This window comes from Streptomyces marokkonensis, from assembly GCF_039539045.1.
Classification (GTDB): Bacteria; Actinomycetota; Actinomycetes; order Streptomycetales; family Streptomycetaceae; genus Streptomyces; species Streptomyces marokkonensis.
Genome location: NZ_BAABCQ010000020.1, coordinates 51,542 through 68,211, shown reverse-complemented (window position 1 = coordinate 68,211; position 16,670 = coordinate 51,542). Strand labels below are relative to the sequence as shown.

13 protein-coding genes and 1 pseudogene are annotated in these 16,670 nt (G+C 72.3%); 7 read left to right on the top strand and 7 right to left on the bottom strand.

All coding sequences use genetic code 11. The annotated features are described in order from the left end of the window. The coding region (locus ABEA26_RS07695; protein WP_345590406.1) for a hypothetical protein at positions 1-451 on the top strand (451 nt) is incomplete at its 5' end. 147 nt (positions 452-598) lie between these two features. On the opposite strand, the gene ABEA26_RS07690 is transcribed toward ABEA26_RS07695, so the two are convergent. The 3 genes from ABEA26_RS07690 to ABEA26_RS07680 are packed head-to-tail and all read right to left on the bottom strand — an operon-like array spanning position 599 to position 3,755. Next, positions 599-1,411, bottom strand: a complete 813-nt coding sequence (locus tag ABEA26_RS07690) for a sugar phosphate isomerase/epimerase family protein (RefSeq protein WP_345590410.1) — start codon at positions 1,409-1,411, stop codon at positions 599-601. A gap of 41 nt (positions 1,412-1,452) precedes the next feature. Next, positions 1,453-2,607: a dihydrodipicolinate synthase family protein gene (locus ABEA26_RS07685; protein ID WP_345590405.1), complete on the bottom strand. Its 1,155-nt coding sequence runs from the start codon at positions 2,605-2,607 to the stop codon at positions 1,453-1,455. Then, positions 2,604-3,755 (bottom strand): Gfo/Idh/MocA family protein, encoded by a 1,152-nt coding sequence (locus tag ABEA26_RS07680; protein WP_345590403.1) that lies wholly within the window; start codon positions 3,753-3,755, stop codon positions 2,604-2,606. Before ABEA26_RS07680 ends, ABEA26_RS07685 begins: the two co-directional genes overlap by 4 nt. Before the next feature lie 205 nt (positions 3,756-3,960). On the opposite strand from ABEA26_RS07680, the gene ABEA26_RS07675 reads away from it, so the two are divergent. Together ABEA26_RS07675 and ABEA26_RS07670 are read left to right on the top strand one after the other, a co-directional pair. Beyond that, positions 3,961-5,007: a LacI family DNA-binding transcriptional regulator gene (locus ABEA26_RS07675; protein ID WP_345590401.1), complete on the top strand. Its 1,047-nt coding sequence runs from the start codon at positions 3,961-3,963 to the stop codon at positions 5,005-5,007. Positions 5,008-5,266: 259 nt separating this feature from the next. Further along, entirely contained in the window at positions 5,267-6,067 is an 801-nt protein-coding gene (locus tag ABEA26_RS07670; RefSeq protein ID WP_345590399.1) for a sugar phosphate isomerase/epimerase family protein, read from the top strand. Positions 6,068-6,076: 9 nt separating this feature from the next. On the opposite strand, the gene ABEA26_RS07665 is transcribed toward ABEA26_RS07670, so the two are convergent. Beyond that, a complete protein-coding gene (locus tag ABEA26_RS07665; protein ID WP_345590398.1) occupies positions 6,077-6,805 on the bottom strand; it encodes a GNAT family N-acetyltransferase in 729 nt (242 codons plus the stop codon). 468 nt (positions 6,806-7,273) lie between these two features. Between ABEA26_RS07665 and ABEA26_RS07660 the strand changes: the two genes are divergently transcribed. Both ABEA26_RS07660 and ABEA26_RS07655 read left to right on the top strand, forming a co-directional pair. Further along, positions 7,274-9,121 carry a glycoside hydrolase family 3 protein gene (locus tag ABEA26_RS07660; RefSeq protein WP_345590397.1) on the top strand — a complete coding sequence of 616 codons (1,848 nt, stop codon included), beginning with the start codon at positions 7,274-7,276 and terminating at the stop codon, positions 9,119-9,121. 134 nt (positions 9,122-9,255) lie between these two features. Further along, positions 9,256-9,951 carry a hypothetical protein gene (locus ABEA26_RS07655; RefSeq protein WP_345590396.1) on the top strand — a complete coding sequence of 232 codons (696 nt, stop codon included), beginning with the start codon at positions 9,256-9,258 and terminating at the stop codon, positions 9,949-9,951. 48 nt (positions 9,952-9,999) lie between these two features. Here the strand turns inward: ABEA26_RS07655 and ABEA26_RS07650 are convergent. The 3 genes and pseudogenes from ABEA26_RS07650 to ABEA26_RS07640 all read right to left on the bottom strand — a co-directional run bounded on the left by ABEA26_RS07650 (position 10,000) and on the right by ABEA26_RS07640 (position 15,769). Then, a pseudogene (locus ABEA26_RS07650) lies at positions 10,000-11,425 on the bottom strand (S28 family serine protease). Between the two features lie 118 nt (positions 11,426-11,543). Next, complete coding sequence (locus ABEA26_RS07645; protein ID WP_345590395.1) at positions 11,544-11,936, bottom strand: hypothetical protein; 393 nt, start codon at positions 11,934-11,936, stop codon at positions 11,544-11,546. Positions 11,937-12,022: 86 nt separating this feature from the next. Next, complete coding sequence (locus ABEA26_RS07640; RefSeq protein WP_345590393.1) at positions 12,023-15,769, bottom strand: ABC transporter ATP-binding protein; 3,747 nt, start codon at positions 15,767-15,769, stop codon at positions 12,023-12,025. A 161-nt stretch (positions 15,770-15,930) separates the two neighbouring features. Here ABEA26_RS07640 and ABEA26_RS07635 point away from each other — a divergent pair, with 161 nt between their 5' ends. Next, entirely contained in the window at positions 15,931-16,209 is a 279-nt protein-coding gene (locus ABEA26_RS07635; protein WP_345590392.1) for a hypothetical protein, read from the top strand. A gap of 96 nt (positions 16,210-16,305) precedes the next feature. After that, entirely contained in the window at positions 16,306-16,659 is a 354-nt protein-coding gene (locus tag ABEA26_RS07630; protein WP_345590390.1) for a hypothetical protein, read from the top strand. Positions 16,660-16,670: the final 11 nt, after the last annotated feature.

Sequence of the window (16,670 nt, the reverse complement as noted above, 5' to 3'; positions counted from 1 at the left end):
GGGCGGCTTGATCACGGCGCGAACCGCATTCCAGGAAGAGATCTCCTGCCTTCCCGACGACGAGAATGAAGCCGGAGTCTACTTGGCCGACGAGAACGGCTCGGTGACCATCGAAGTCCTCCAGACCGCCGGTGTCGTGCTGGACCTGGCGCTTTTCGTCCCCGGTGGGGACAAGGGGGCCCTCACCGCCCTTTACGCTGCGGCCCGACAGGCGTTCGGCGCCGACGTCGTGCAGATCTGGCGCCAGGGCCTCAAGGAGGTTCCCGACGTGAAGGTCGACATCTTCGAGGAGCAGGTTCCCCGGGGACGCAAGGGAAGCGACAGCCCCAAGCGTGACCGTCGCGCGATCGACACCTACCCCACCCGTGCGGACTTCATCGAGTTCTCCGCGGGATGGAAGCCGGTCGTCGAGATTCACAGGCCGGTTGTGGACGACACCCCGACCATCTGAGGCCATGGAGGTCGGCCCGCCGCCATCGCAGGGTGTCGGCGGGTGGTCGATGCCGGCGGCGGAGCGCCTCGGCGTACTACGAACCGGATGCGGACCCGGCCCCCGGAGGAGAAACCTCTTCCCGACGCCGAGCCCTTGGCGGACCGGTCACCCACCGTGCGGCTGGACGACGTGCTCCGCGAACCGTGCCGCCGTCTCGGCGAGTACCTCCCGTCCGTCCCGTGCCCACAGCCCCTCGTTGAACAGCTCGACCTCGATCGCGCCGGTGTAGCCGGCCGCCTCCACGTACGCCTTCCACTCCCGCATGTCGATCGCGCCGTCGCCGATCTGGCCGCGGCCGTTGAGGACGCCCTCGGGCAGGGGGGTGGTCCAGTCGGCGAGCTGGAAGGTGTGGATGCGGCCCGCCGCGCCCGCCCGTGCGATCTGCTCCGGCGCCCGGTCGTCCCACCAGACGTGGTACGTGTCCACGGTGACGCCGACCTGGTGGGCCGGGAAGCGTTCGGCGAGGTCCAGGGCCTGGGCGAGGGTGGAGACCACGCAGCGGTCCGAGGCGAACATGGGGTGCAGCGGCTCGATGGCCAGTCTCACTCCGTGCTCCTCGGCGTAGGGGGCCAGTTCCGCGAGCGCCTCCGCGATGCGTTCGCGGGCCGCGCCCAGGTCCTTGCTGCCCGCCGGGAGGCCGCCCGAGACCAGGACCAGGGTGTCGGTGCCGAGAGCGGCGGCCTCGTCGACGGCGCGACGGTTGTCGGCCAGGGCCTTCGCGCGCTCGCCGGGGTCGACGGCCGTGAGGAATCCGCCGCGGCACAGGGTGGTGACGGTCAGGCCCGCGTCGCGGACCAGTTTCGCCGCCGCCTCGACACCGTACGCCCGGACCGGTTCGCGCCACAGGCCGACGCCGCCGACGCCCAGGTCGCGGCAGGCGGTGGTCAGTTCGGGCAGCGAGAGCTGCTTGACCGTCATCTGGTTGATGCTGAAACGCGTCAGGTCGGGCGCCGTGTCGGTCACTGGTTCACTCCGTACAGGTTCAGCAGGTTCCGCATGCGCTCCTCCGCCAGTTTCGGGTCCGAGAACAGGCCCAGGCCGTCGGCGAGTTCGTAGGCGCGGGCCAGGTGGGGCAGGGAGCGGGCCGACTGGAGGCCGCCGACCATCGTGAAGTGGCTCTGGTGGCCCGCGAGCCAGGCGAGGAGGACCACGCCCGTCTTGTAGTAGCGAGTGGGGGCCCGGAAGAGGTGGCGGGAGAGTTCGACGGTGGGGTCGAGGAGGGCGCGGAAGCCCTCCGTGTTCCCCGTGTCCAGGACACGGACCGCCTCGGCCGCCAGCGGGCCCAGCGGGTCGAAGATGCCGAGCAGGGCGTGGCTGAAGCCCTGCTCGTCGCCGGCGATCAGCTCGGGGTAGTTGAAGTCGTCGCCGGTGTAGCAGCGCACGCCCTGCGGGAGGCGGCGGCGCAGGTCGATCTCCCGCTGGGCGTCGAGGAGGGAGACCTTGATGCCGTCGACCTTGTCGGGGTGGGCGGCGATGACCTCGAGGAAGGTGTCGGTGGCCGCGTCGAGGTCGGCCGACCCCCAGTAGCCGTCCAGGGCCGGGTCGAACATCGGGCCGAGCCAGTGCAGGATCACGGGCTCGGTGGCCTGGCGCAGGAGGTGGCCGTAGACGTCCAGGTAGTCGTCCGGGCCCTGCGCCGCGGCGGCCAGTGCGCGGGAGGCCATCAGGATGGCCCGGGCGCCGGACTCCTCGACCACGGCGAGCTGTTCCTCGTAGGCCGTCCGGACCTCGGCGAGGGTGCCGGTGGTCAGCTGGTCGGTGCCCACGCCGCAGGCGATGCGGCCGCCGCACGCCTTCGCCTCGGCGGCGGACCTGCGGATCAGCTCCGCCGCCGAGGCCCAGTCCAGGCCCATGCCGCGCTGGGCGGTGTCCATCGCCTCGGCGACGCCGAGTCCGTGGGACCACAGGTGGCGGCGGAAGGCGAGGGTGGCGTCCCAGTCGACGGCGGCGGGTCCGTCGGGGGTGGTGTCCGCGTACGGGTCGGCGACGACGTGCGCGGCCGAGAAGACCGTACGGGAGGAGAAAGCGCTTCCTGAGGAGAGGGCGAGGGGCGGTCCGGTGCGGGGTTCGTAGGCGCGCAGGGTGCCGTTCGCGCCGGGCAGGTGGAGGGTCACAGCGCGACCTCCGGTACGTCGAGGCGGCGGCCCTGGGCGGAGGACTTCAGGCCCAGCTCGGCGAGTTGCACGCCGCGGGCGCCGGCCAGCAGGTCCCAGTGGTAGGGGGCGTCGGCGTAGACGTGGCGCAGGAACAGTTCCCACTGGGCCTTGAAGCCGTTGTCGAAGTCGCCGTTGTCCGGGACCTCCTGCCACTGGTCGCGGAAGACCTCGGTGGCGGGGATGTCCGGGTTCCAGACCGGCTTGGGCGTGGCCGAACGGTGCTGGACGCGGCAGTTGCGCAGTCCGGCGACCGCGGAGCCCTCGGTGCCGTCGACCTGGAACTCGACGAGTTCGTCGCGGTTGACGCGCACGGCCCAGGAGGAGTTGATCTGGGCGATCGCGCCGCCGTCGAGTTCGAAGACGCCGTACGCGGCGTCGTCGGCGGTGGCGTCGTACGGCTTGCCGTTCTCGTCCCAGCGCTGAGGAACGTGGGTGGCGGTGAGCGCCTGGACGGACTTCACGCGGCCGAACAGCTCGTGCAGGACGTACTCCCAGTGCGGGAACATGTCGACGACGATGCCGCCGCCGTCCTCGGCACGGTAGTTCCACGAGGGGCGCTGGGCGTCCTGCCAGTCGCCCTCGAAGACCCAGTAGCCGAACTCGCCGCGCACGGACAGGATCCGGCCGAAGAAGCCGCCGTCGATGAGACGCTTGAGCTTGAGCAGGCCGGGGAGGAAGAGCTTGTCCTGGACGACGCCGTGCTTGATGCCCCTGGCCCGGGCGAGGCGGGCGAGTTCGAGGGCTCCGTCGAGGCCGGTGGCCGTGGGCTTCTCGGTGTAGACGTGCTTGCCCGCGGCGATCGCCTTCCGGATCGCCTCCTCGCGGGCGGAGGTCACCTGGGCGTCGAAGTAGATCTCGACGCTGTCGTCGGCGAGGACCGCGTCCAGGTCCGTCGAGACGTGCTCCAGGCCGTGCCGTTCGGCCAGCGCCCTCAGCGCGTGCTCGCGGCGGCCGACCAGGATCGGCTCGGGCCACAGCACGGTGCCGTCGCCGAGGTCGAGGCCGCCCTGTTCGCGGAGGGCCAGGATGGAGCGGACGAGGTGCTGGCGATAGCCCATGCGTCCGGTCACACCGTTCATGGCGATACGCACCGTCTTGCGTGTCACGTCATTCCCTTCGTACGAGCGATGAGTGAGAGATGTTGCGGCGCAGCAAGCGCTTTCTAAACGATACGAAGCTAGCCTGTGGGCGGTGGTCTGGACAAGACCGTGCCGTGGGCGAGTTGTTCGAGGGGGCGAACAACGGCGGGCCGTGGCCGTAAGGTCACCCGGGACGAGACGACGGCACGGGCGCGAGGCGGAGGACGAGGACATGACGGTGACACTGGCGGACGTGGCGGCCCGCGCCCAGGTCTCCCCCGCGACGGTGTCGCGCGTGCTGAACGGGAACTACCCCGTGGCGGCCTCCACCCGGGAACGGGTGCTGAAGGCCGTCGACGACCTGGACTACGTGCTCAACGGGCCCGCGAGCGCGCTGGCGGCGGCGACGTCCGACCTGGTGGGCATCCTGGTCAACGACATCGCCGACCCCTTCTTCGGCATCATGGCCGGCGCGATCCAGTCCGAGATCGGCGGGCCGGGCGGCAGGGCGGGCGGCGAGAGACTCGCCGTGGTCTGCAACACCGGCGGCGCCCCTGAGCGCGAACTGACCTACCTCACCCTGCTGCAACGGCAGCGGGCGGCGGCCGTCGTGCTGACCGGCGGGGCGATGGAGGACGCGGCCCACCAGGCCGCGGTGGCGGCGAAGCTGCGCAAGCTGGCCGAGGCCGGGACGCGGGTGGTGCTGTGCGGACGGCCGCCCGCGCCGGACACCGGGGCGATCGCGCTGACCTTCGACAACCGCGGGGGCGGCCGGGAACTGACCGATCACCTCATCGGGCTCGGCCACCGCCGGCTCGGCTACATCGCGGGCCCCCAGGAGCGCACCACGACCCGGCACCGACTGGAGGGCCACCGCGCCGCGCTCACCGCGCACGGTATCGAGGAGGACCCCCGCTGGACGGTCCACGGCCGCTACGACCGGCAGTCCGGTTACGAGGCCACGCTCGAACTCCTGCGCAGGGACCCGGGCCTGACCGCGGTCGTCGCCGCGAACGACTCCGTGGCACTGGGCGCGTGCGCCGCGCTGCGCGACTCGGGGCTGCGGATTCCGGACGACGTCTCCGTGGCCGGCTTCGACGACCTGCCGTTCAGCATCGACGCGGTGCCGGCGCTGACGACGGTCCGGCTGCCGCTGGCGGAGGCGGGGGCGCGGGCGGGGCGGATCGCGATGGGCCGCGAGGAGGAGCCGCCCGGGGGGATCGCCATGGTGCGGGGGGAGTTGATGGTGCGGGGGTCCTCCGGAGGGCCGCGTCCGTAGGTGCGCCGGTGTTTTCGGGGCGCCCCGCACTGGTGTGAGCCTCGCTGGGGGCTGCCGCCCCCAGGCCCCCGCTTCGGCCTGAACGGCCTCGTCCTCAAACGCCGGACGGGCTGGGTCGGCCCGCGCCACGCCCCTGAGCAAGCGCCGGACGGGCTGGGCCGGCCCGTCCGGCGATTGAGCAAGCGCCGGACGGGTCGGGGCGGCGACACCCGGCCGGCGGGAGGAGTGGTGGAGGTGGTGGCGGGTACGCTCCGTGGTCATGAAGCTGGCGTTCTCCACCCTCGGTGTCCCCGGCCTGCCCCTGACCGACGTGCTGGGTCTGGCGACCGCGCACGCCTACCACGGTGTCGAGTTGCGCGCCCACCCGGAGGAACCGGTGCACCCGGGCCTGGCTCCCGGTGAACGGGCCGCGGTCACGGCCGGGTTCAAGGAGGCCGGCGTCGAGCTGCTGGGCCTCGCCGGGTACGCGCGGGTCGCCGCGCCGGGTGACGACGACGCCGTGCTCGCCGAGATCCGCGGCCTGCTGGACCTGGCCCGCGACCTGGGCGCCCCGTACGTCCGCGTCTTCCCCGGCGGCGGCACCGAGCAGAGCGTGGAGGAGGCCGACGCGACGGCCGCCCGACGGCTGGGCACTGCCGCCGAGTACGCCGCCGACCTGGGCGTACGCATCCTGCTGGAGACCCACGACTCGCACCGCACCGGGGCCGACGCGATGCGCGTCCTCGGTCTGGTCGGGCACCGCCGGGTCGGCGCCCTGTGGGACGTGATGCACACCTGGCTGGGCGGCGAGCAGCCCGCGGAGAGCTACCTGGCCCTCGCCCCGCACCTCGGGTACGTCCAGGTCAAGGACATCGCCTCCACCGACGACACGACCCCGCTGCCGCTGGGCTCCGGCGTGCTGCCGCTCACCGAGGTGGTGGACGTCCTGTCCCGGCACGGCTGGGACGGCTGGCTGTGCTGGGAGTACGAGAAGCGGTGGTACGAGTCGGCCGCCCCGTTGCCCGAGCTGCTGGACGCGGGCCGCGAACACCTCGCCCGGCTGCTCAGCGACGCGGCGTGAGCGGGGACGTCACGTCACCGGGGACAGGAAGGGAGCCGTCGACGGGGGCGGGGACGGCGGCCTCGACGGAGACGGAGACTCGGACGGGGACGGGGACGGGGACAGCGGCGGGGACGGCGACGACGCGGACCGCACCCGGTGCTCCATCCGCTCCCGGCACCGAGGCCACTCCGCCGCCGTCACCGAGTAGATCGCGGAGTCGCGCAACCGGCCCTCCTCGCCCGGCGCCCAGGAGCGGGACCAGTTGCGCAGGACGCCCTCGAAGCGGGCGCCGACCGACTCGATCGCGGCGCGGGAACGGCTGTTGCGGGCGTCGGTCTTGAGGTCGACCCGGGACACCCGCCAGACCTCGAAGGCGTGGCGGAAGAGGAGGAGCTTGGCCTCGGCGTTCACACCGGTGCCCTGCGCCGAGCGGGCCAGCCAGGTGAAGCCGACCTCGATGGCGTCGAGGGCGTCGTCCGTCAGCCAGGAGCGGGGCTCCCAGTAGGAGGTGGCGCCGACCGCCCGGCCGGTGGTGAGGGACACCTGCGCGTAGGGCGCCAACCGTCCCGTGGCCGCCCGGGCCAGCTGGGCGTCGATGTAGGCGCCGACCTCGTCGGCCCGGGGCACCCACGTGAACGCGTAGGTACCGCGCTCCTCCTCCGCGGCCACCGCGAGGTCGGCCGCGTGCTGCGGGCCCAGCGGCTCCAGTCGTACCAGCGTGCCCTCGAGGGCGGGGCCCTTCAATGCGAACGTCACCTGCCGGATTCTTTCCGCCGGTGCGGGCGGCCGTCCAACGATTTCCGGGCGGGCGGGTGCGCCGCCCTCTCGCGCCCGCTGCCCGCGGTGCTCACGCGCCCCTGCGACCCCACGCGTACCGACTTCGGGAAACCCGGCCGGACCGGGAACCCCTCCCCCGCCCCGGCCGTCCAACCCGCACGCTGCCGGAGAGTCTTCGCGGTGCGGTGTCGGCCTCGCTGCTGGCTGCGATCGCTGACCACCCTCTCCAGCCGTACCGCGGCCGGCAGCGTCGCCGTCGGCGCGCCCCCCTCCCCAGCGCCGACGGCGGCCCCTCCCGGTTCGTCCCACGCGGCTTCCGACGACTCCTGACGACTTCTGTGCGCTCCCTTGACTGGCAGAAACTTCCCGGATATTGGTGACTCCTTGGAAGTTTCCTTCAGCAGCTCGCCAGCGATTCCCCAGCGGATCACTCCGGAAGGAGCGCACGTGCACCACAGCAGCACGGCCGGCCCGGGAAGCACCGCACACCCCTCCAGACGTACCGTCCTCACCGCGACCGCGGTCGTCACCGCGGCCCTGGCGGCCGGCGGCGGCACCGCGCACGCCGACGCCCGCAGGCCCGACGACGACCGGCTCCGCGCTCTCATCTCCCGCATGACGCTGGAGGAGAAGGTCGGCCAGCTCTTCGTCATGCGGGTCTACGGCCACTCCGCCACCGACCCCGACCAGGCCGACATCGACGCCAACCTGAAGGAGATCGGCGTCCGCACCGCGGCCGAGCTGGTCGCCAAGTACCGGGTCGGCGGCGTCATCTACTTCGCCTGGGCGCACAACACCCGCGATCCGCACCAGATCGCCGGCCTGTCCAACGGCATCCAGAAGGCGTCGCTCGAGCTGCCGCGCGGCCTTCCCGTGCTCATCTCGACCGACCAGGAGTACGGGATCGTGGCCCGCGTGGGCGCGCCCGCGACCCTCTTCCCGGGCGCGATGGCCGTCGGCGCGGGCGGGTCGCGGTCCGACGCCCGTGCCCTCGGCCGGGTCGCGGGCGCCGAGCTGCGCGCGATGGGCATCCGCCAGGACTACTCCCCCGTCGCCGACGTGAACGTCAACCCGGCCAACCCCGTGATCGGCGTACGGTCCTTCGGCGCCGACCCGCGGGCGGTGGCGGGGATGGTGGCCGCCGAGGTGACGGGGTACCAGCGGTCCGGGGTCGCCGCGTGCGCCAAGCACTTCCCCGGGCACGGCGACACCGCCACCGACAGCCACACCGGTTTCCCGGTGATCACGCACAGCCGCGCGCAGTGGGAGGAACTGGACGCACCGCCCTTCCGCGCGGCCATCGACGCCGGTATCGACGCGATCATGACCGCCCACCTCATGGTCCCGGCGCTCGACGACTCCGGCGACCCGGCCACCCTCTCCCGCCCCATCCTCACCGGCATCCTGCGCGAGGAGCTGGGCTACGACGGCGTCGTGGTCACCGACTCACTCGGCATGCAGGGCGTACGGACCAAGTACGGCGACGAGCGGGTGCCGGTGCTGGCGCTGAAGGCGGGCGTGGACCAGCTGCTCAACCCGCCGCACCTGGACCTCGCCTGGAACGCGGTCCTGACGGCCGTGCGGGAGGGCGAACTCACCGAGGCGCGGCTCGACGAATCGATCCTGCGCGTACTGCGGCTGAAGGCGAAGCTGGGGCTGTTCCAGGACGCCTACACCAGCCGGCGGGACGTCGACCGCACCGTCGGCACCCGCGGTCACCTGGCCGCGGCCGACCGGATCGCGGAGCGGACCACCACGTTGCTGGTCAACGAGGGCCGGCTGCTTCCGCTGTCCCGGCGGGAGCATCGCAAGGTGCTCGTCGTGGGCGCCGACCCGGCCTCGCCCTCGGGCACGACCGGGCCTCCCACGGGCGTTCTCGCGGGTGAGCTGACGGAGCTGGACTTCACGGCCACCGCCCTGTCCACGGGCACCGCCCCGTCCGCCGCCGTCATCGACCGCGCGGTCGCGGCGGCCGGGGACGCCGACGCGGTGGTGGTCGCCACGTACAACGTCACCGAGGGCAGCAGTCAGCGCACCCTGGTCGCACGGCTGCTGGAAACGGGGAAGCCGGTCGTCGCGGTCGCGGTCCGCAACCCGTACGACGTGGCCCAGCTGCCGGACGTCCCCGCCCACCTCGCCGCCTACTCCTGGACCGACGTCGAGGTACGGGCGGCGGCCCGGGTGATCGCCGGGCGGGTACGGCCGCGCGGGAAGCTGCCCGTGCCGGTGGTGCGGGCGGACGATCCGGAGACGGTGCTGTTCCCCCTCGGGCACGGGCTGTCGTACCGGTCGTAGGGCTGTCGTAGGACGTAGCGCGGTCTACGCCACGCGCCGGGGGCGCTCCCGGCGCGCGTGCGCAATGCACCCCGCGCGTCTGGCGTGACCCGCCGCGGCGGGTCACGCTGGACCGGGGACCCGGGGGGACGGCGATGCGTGAGAGATGGACCGTGGGGGTGTTCTGCGCACTGGCGGCGCTGTGCGCTGCGCTGCTGACGGGCTGCCAGAGCCCGTCGGGCCTGGCGGGCGGGGACGGTGGCGGGAACGGGAACGGGAACGGAGGCGTGAACGGGGGCACGACCGGTCGGCTCGGCGGGGAGGGCGCGTCGGGGTCCGCCCCGGGCGCCGTCCGGCCGTCCGGGTACGGGGCGGTGTTCCTGGCGATCGACGAGTGCAGCTCGTTCGGGACGGTCAGTTTCACCGAGGTGCCGTGCGGCAGTGAGCGGGCTGCGGCGCGGGTCGTGGCACGGGAGGACGGCCGCGCGGAGGACGGGCCGCCGTGCCCCGCCACCACCGACTTCGTACTGCACATCAGCGAGCAGCGTCCCTCCGCCGACGAGGACGGCGACGGAACCGTGCCCCAGGGCTACGCCTGCATGCGCAAGCTCCAGCCGCCGCACCCCGGCGATCCGGGCGGCGGAGGCGGCCCGCGCACCATCGTCGGCGACTGCGTCTACGACGCCGGGAGCGGCAAGGTCCGCGAGACCGCGTGCGACGGCACGGGCAAGAAGAAGCCACAGTTCGAAGTGGTCGAGGCGGTCGCCGCCCGGGCGGACTGCCCCGCCTCGACCGCTCTCTACGTCCGCCTCGGCGGCGAACGCCCGGTGGGTTGTGCCCGGCCGCTGTGAGCACCTCAGGGGCTCACGCCCCACCGGCGGCCGGTCACAACCACCGTCCTACGGGCGCAGCGTCGGCTCGCGCTGCACGTCCCGCTCGTCCAGTTCGGCGTCGAACGTCGCCAGCGGCCTGGCCGCCGACGGGTTCTCCTGGACCTCGGCGGAGGCGACGCCCGCCCAGTCGAGGATGCGGGCCGTGGCGAGGGCCTTCTCCTCGGGCACCAGACCGGCGACGTTGGCTCCGTGGTTCATGCCCGGCGCCGTGAGGACGTAGGAGTCACGCGCGCCGTGCCCGAGTCGGAAGGGTTCGGCACCCCACGGGTCGTTCTCCCCGTAGACGAACAGCATCTGGTCGGCGTTGTGCCGCACCCAGCGGTCGACGTCGCGCATCGCCCACGGTTCGAACCTCATGTCGATCGACCGGGGCACGAAGTTGCGCGGCGGCTGGTAGCCGTAGCGGATGTACTTCTTCTCGACGTGCGGGAAGTGGATCGTCGGCGCGCCCAGCTGCGTGCCCGCCTGGTAGTAGTACGGCGTGTACGGGGCGAGGCCCTGGTCCGTGTAGAAGGAGAAGCCGGAGATCGTGTCGACGGAGTTCCAGATTTCGTCGTCCGTCGCGTTCTCGGCGTCGGCCGGGATGCCGGCGCAGTCCTTCACGGTGCTGTACTGCCAGAAGCCCCAGACGTAGTCGAGGACGACGGCCTCGTACGCGCGGTCGAGGCTGCCGATGGTGTCGAAGGTGTAGCCGTTCTCGGCCGCGTACGCCTCGTACTTCTCCTTGAGCGGCGCCCGGCGCACCAGCGCCTCGCGCTGCACCCCGTTCAGCCGGTCGCGGCACTCCTCGGTGCCGACGCGCGCGAAGAAGCGGTCGTAGGCGGAGTCCTCGCGGTTCACCACGTCGTTGGGGGCGACGTAGGCGACGACGCCGTCCATGTCACGAGGGTAGAAACGCTCGTAGTAGGTGGCGGTCATGCCGCCCTTGGAGCCGCCGGTGGAGATCCAGTTCTCGGAGTAGATCCGCTTGAGCGCCTTGAAGATGCGGTGCTGGTCGCCGGCCGCCTGCCGGATGTCCAGCTTGGACCAGTCGGCCGGCTCGGGCCGGGACGGGGTGAAGTAGCGGTACTCCATGGAGACCTGGTTGCCGTCCACGATCTGGGTCGGCTCGCGGCGGCTCGGGTTCGTGGAGACGCTGTAGCCGCCGGTGTAGAAGACCGTCGGGCGGTTCACGTCCTTGTGCAGCACGGTGATCCGCTGCTGGAACGTGCCCTTGTGCGGGCGCCGGTGGTCGACCCGGCTGGGTGTAGTTGAGGACGAAGAAGCGGTAGCCGGTGTACGGCTTCTCCTCGATCAGGCTCATGCCCGGTATGGACAGCAGCCTGTCCTTGATGTCGACGGCCTTCGGCTCGGCGGCGGTGGCCGCGCCCGCCGTGCTGACGGTGCCCACGAGCACCACGAGCGCCAGCAGCCATCTGAGCGCCTTGCGCATGCACCCTCCCTGTGAAACAGATGTGCGCCGGAAGCTATCGGAGCAGGACACCCGCACACCAGGGGAGACGCGGAAGGAGTTGAGGAAGGAGTCGAGGAGACGGCCGCCGGGAGCCGGTTCAGCAGAGGATCCAGCCGGAGCCGGCCGAGCGCCCGGACACCGTGCCCTTCACCCGCACGCAGCGGGTACCGGCGTGCACGGTCACCGGCCCCGCCCGGTAGGCGAACCGCCCCGCGTCCACGACCGGCCGACCGCCGCGCGCCTGCGCACTGACGGACATCTGCCGCTTGGTACCGGGCTTTCTGGGGACGGTGACGGCACACACGTAGCCGCCGCGCTTGTGGACGAGGACGGACCCGGTGGCGAACTGCAGCGTGCGCACCTTGCGGCCCGGGCACGACGCGGCGGCCCGTGCCTCCTGCGGCACCGCGACGGCGAGCAGCCCGGCCACCGTCAGCACGGCCGTACCGAGCGCCAGCCGCCTGCGTATCCCAGCACCAGCCTGGCCCACCGCGGTCCCCTCCGCCTCCGTCGTACGGCGATCACCGACGTACGGGTGTACGGACGCGCGGCGGGTGCCGAATGGTTGCGCGAGTGTCAGTGCAGCGCGCCGACCGGCTCCTCCGGCTCGGCCGCGCCGACGAAGGTCCGCCACAGTCGCGCGTACCGTCCGTCGAGGGCCAGCAGCTCGTCGTGCGTGCCGTCCTCGGCGACCCGCCCACCGTCCATGACGACGACGCGGTCGGCGCGGGCGGCCGTGGTCAGCCGGTGCGCGACGACGAGCGTCGTACGGCGGCCCGCGATGCGGTCGGTGGCCTGGTTGACCTGTGCCTCGGTGGCCAGGTCCAGGGCCGCCGTCGCCTCGTCGAGGAGCAGTACGTCGGGGTCGACCAGCTCGGCCCGGGCCAGCGCGATCAGCTGCCGTTGTCCGGCGGAGAGGTTGCGGCCCCGTTCGGCGACCTCGTGGAGGTAGCCGCCCTCCAGCGTGGCGATCATCTCGTGTGCGCCGACCGCCCGCGCCGCCGCCTCCACCTGGGCGTCGGTGGCGTCCGGGCGGCCGTAGGCGATGGCGTCCCGGACGGTACCGGGGAAGAGGTACGCCTCCTGCGGGACGACGCCCAGGCGGTGCCTGTAGGAGGTGAGGTCGAGGGTGCGCAGGTCCTGCCCGTCGGCGGTCACCCGTCCACCCGTCGGGTCGTAGAACCGAGCGACCAGCTTGACCAGGGTCGACTTGCCCGCGCCGGTCTCGCCGACGAAGGCGACGGTCTGCCCGGCGGGGATGCGCAGGTCGATGCCGGTGAGTGCCGCGTCCGCCTCGTCGGCGCCCCCGTACTTGAAGTGCACGTCCTCGAAGGCGATCTCGCCTCGCAGGGACGCGACGTCGAGCGGCTTCTCGGAGGCCTTGGTCGAGGTCGGTTCCCGCAGCAGTTCCTGGATGCGGCCGAGGGAGACGGACGCCTGCTGGTAGCCGTCGAAGACCTGGGAGAGCTGCTGGACGGGCGCGAAGAACAGGTCGATGTAGAGCAGGTACGCCACCAGCGCGCCGGTCGTCAGCGTCGCGTTGTCGATCCGCGTGCCGCCGACGATCAGTACGGCGGCGGTGGCGGAGGAGGCCAGCAGCTGCACGAACGGGAAGTAGACCGAGATCAGCCACTGGCCCCGGATGCGGGCCTGCCGGTAGCTGTCGCTGCGTTCGGCGAACCGCCGCGCGCCGTCGTGCTCGCGCCCGAAGGCCTGCACGATCCGCAGCCCGGCCACCGACTCCTGGAGGTCGGCGTTGACCGAGGAGACCCGTTCCCGGGCCAGTTCGTACGCCTTCACGCTGGCCCTGCGGAAGAAGTAGGTGGCGACGATCAGCGGCGGCAGGGTCGCGAAGACGATCAGCGCGAGCTCCACGTCGATCACCAGCAGGGCGACCATGATGCCGAAGAAGGTGACGACCGAGACGAACGCGGTGACGAGTCCGGTCTGCAGGAACGTCGACAGCGCGTCCACGTCCGTCGTCATCCGGGTCATGATCCGGCCGGTCAGCTCGCGCTCGTAGTAGTCGAGGCCGAGCCGCTGGAGCTGGGCGAAGATCTTCAGCCGGAGCGAGTACAGGATCCGCTCCCCCGTCCGGCCGGTCATGCGGATCTCGCCGGTCTGCGCCGTCCACTGGGCGAGCACGGCGAGCAGGCCCAGCAGCGAGGCCGCCCAGACCGCGCCGATCGCGGTCTGGGTGACGCCCTCGTCGATGCCGTGCCGGATCAGCACCGGCAGCAGCAGGCCCATGCCGGCGTCCACGGCGACGAGGGCGAGGCTGACCAGCAGCGGGGTGCGGAAGCCGCGCAGCAGGCGGCGCAGGCCGTACGACTCCTCCGGCTCGACGGCCCGTGTCTCGTCGATGTCCGGGGTCCCGTCGGCCGGGGGCAGCGCGTCGACCTGGGCGAGCAGTTCCGGCGTGGCGGGGGTCCCGGCGAGAGCGGTGTCCTTGGGCACGCGGTCGCCGGTCCACAGCCGCGGGGTGAGGCCGCGCTCGGCGTCGAACTCGGCGTCCAGCTCGTCCCGTACCGAGGTGTCCTCGGCGGGTGCGGTGGGCCGGGCGTGTCCCGGGGACACTCCGCCCAGTTCGTCGGGGTCGGTGAGCAGGCGCCGGTAGAGGGCGGAGCGCTCCTGGAGCTCCTCGTGGGTGCCGAGGTCGGCGAGGCGGCCCCGGTCGAGAACGGCGACGCGGTCGGCGAGGTTCAGGGTGGAACGGCGGTGGGCGATGAGGAGCGTGGTGCGGCCCCGCATGACCTGCTTCAGCGCGTCGTGGATCTCGTGTTCGACGCGGGCGTCCACGGCGGACGTGGCGTCGTCGAGGACCAGCAGCCGGGGGTCGGTGAGGATCGCACGGGCCAGGGCGACACGCTGGCGCTGGCCGCCGGAGAGGGTCAGGCCGTGCTCGCCGACGGTGGTGTCGTAGCCGTCGGGCAGCTCGGTGATGAACCGGTGTGCCTGCGCGGCCCGGGCGGCGGTCACGATCTCCTCGTCGGTGGCGTCCGGACGGCCGTACGCGATGTTGCTGCGCACGGTGTCCGAGAAGAGGAAGGAGTCCTCGGGTACGAGCCCGATGGCGGCCCGCAGCGAGTCCAGGGTCAGCTCGCGCACGTCGTGGCCGCCGATGAGGACGGCGCCGCGCGTCACGTCGTAGAAGCGCGGCAGGAGCAGCGAGACCGTGGACTTGCCGGAACCGGAGGAGCCGACCACGGCGAGGGTCTCGCCCGCGCGGATCTCGAAGGAGAGGCCGTCCAGGACCGGCCTGCTCTTCCCCGAGTCCGGCCCCGTTCCGTAGTCGAAGGCGACGTCGTCGAACTCGACGGTCGCCGGAGCGTCGGCGGGCAGCTCCCTGGTGCCGTCCTCGATCCCGGGCTCGGTGTCGATCAGCTCCAGGACGCGCTCGGTGCCGGCGCGGGCCTGTTGGCCGACGGTGAGCACCATGGCGAGCATGCGGACCGGGCCGACGAGCTGGGCGAGGTAGGTGGAGAAGGCCACGAAGGTGCCGAGCGTGATGTTCCCGCGTACGGCCAGCCAGCCGCCGAGGGCGAGCATGGCGACCTGGCCGAGGGCGGGAACGGCCTGGAGCGCGGGGGTGTAGGTGGCGTTCAGCCTGATCGTCCGCAGCCGCCCGGCGAAGAGCCTGCGCCCGACCTCCCTGAGCTTCCCGGTCTCCTGCTCCTCCTGACCGAAGCCCTTCACGACACGTACGCCGCTCACCGAGCCGTCGACCACGCCCGCGACGGCGGCGGCCTGGGCCTGGGCGTACCAGGTGGCGGGGTGCAGGCGGGTGCGGCTGCGGCGGGCGATGAACCACAGCGCGGGGGCGACGGCGAGGGCGACGAGCGTGAGCGGCAGGGACAGCCACGCCATGATCACCAGAGAGATCAGGAAGAGCAGCACGTTCCCGATGGTCATCGGCAGCATGAACAGCAGGCTCTGGATCAGCTGGAGGTCACTGGTCGCCCGCCCGACGACCTGCCCCGTGGACAGTTCGTCCTGGCGCCGCCCGTCGAGCCGGGTGATCGTCCCGTACATGTCGGTGCGCAGGTCGTGCTGGACGTCGAGGGCGAGCCGTCCGCCGTAGTAGCGGCGGATGTAGGTGAGGGCGTAGACGACGACCGCGGCGCCTATGAGGAGACCGGCCCAGACGGCCATGTCCCTGGTCTTGTCGCCGATCACGTCGTCGATGATCACTTTGGTGATCAGCGGGACCAGGGCCATGACGGCCATGCCGCCCAGCGAGGCGCCGAGGGCGAGGACCACGTCCTTGGGGTAGCGCCAGGCGTAGCCCGCCAGTCGTCGTGCCCATCCCCGTTGCGCGTCCACGCCGTGCCCTCCGGTCGGTCGTCCTGCTCACCTGGTCTACCGGAAGCCTCCAACGCCTGCGAGCGGGGATTTCATCCCGCGGCGGCGAAGTTCACGGCGCGCCCGGCCCGGGTGGTCGGTGCCACGCGGAGCCCGGTGGGGCCGGGCGGGAGGGGAGAGCCGTGGCGGACGGTGACGCGTACCGGTGGGGGGCGGTTCTACGCGAGCACCCGCACCCGCTGCGGGTGCTCGCGGGCGAGGACGAGAAGCCGGACGCGGCACGCTCCGAGGCCGCGAAGCGGCCACGGACCGTCTTCGTGCACCGGCTGGGGAGGACGTACCGGCACCTGGGCACGGCCAAGCGCCGGGGCACGGCGTACGCGGACGCGGCGGCCGAGGTGCTCCCGTCATGCCCTCGATGTCGTCGAGGGCACGGGCGTTGGCGGGAGTTCGGTGGATAGTCGCCGCGGAATCCTGGAAGGATGCCCTCATGGTGCTTCAGGTGGGGGCCAAGGCGCAAGAAGAGACGAGATGAGCTACGAGGTTCGGCCGAGTCGGTGGTGGCGCTGAACAAGGGGGATGACCCGGCCGCTGTGGGGCTGTTGCTGTTCTACGCCGCCGAATGCGGCCTCAAGGAACGCCTTCTGGTCCGCAGGGGGCTTCGCGACACCAACGGTCTGGAACCCACCCACGACCTCCGCAGGCTTGCCAAAGAGCTGAATCTCCCCCGGGCCCTGGACGAGCTGCTCAGCAAGCTCCGCAGTTGCCGATTGCACGCGCCCGCAGGCACGTCCGTCGCTTTGGCGGACCTCCATCAGGCGTGGCGTTATGGTGCGAAGCTTGACGGGACCGACGAGAAGGAAGCGACGGAAGCCCTCCGGGCGCTGATCACGTGGTGCGAGCGAGACTAAGGGCTAGGAGA

Coding starts and splice junctions, on each gene's coding strand:
- ABEA26_RS07690 (WP_345590410.1), bottom strand. CDS start 1,411: ATGACGGTCAAGCAGCTCTCGCTGCCCGAACTGACCACCGCCTGCCGC.
- ABEA26_RS07675 (WP_345590401.1), top strand. CDS start 3,961: ATGACGGTGACACTGGCGGACGTGGCGGCCCGCGCCCAGGTCTCCCCC.
- ABEA26_RS07670 (WP_345590399.1), top strand. CDS start 5,267: ATGAAGCTGGCGTTCTCCACCCTCGGTGTCCCCGGCCTGCCCCTGACC.
- ABEA26_RS07655 (WP_345590396.1), top strand. CDS start 9,256: ATGCGTGAGAGATGGACCGTGGGGGTGTTCTGCGCACTGGCGGCGCTG.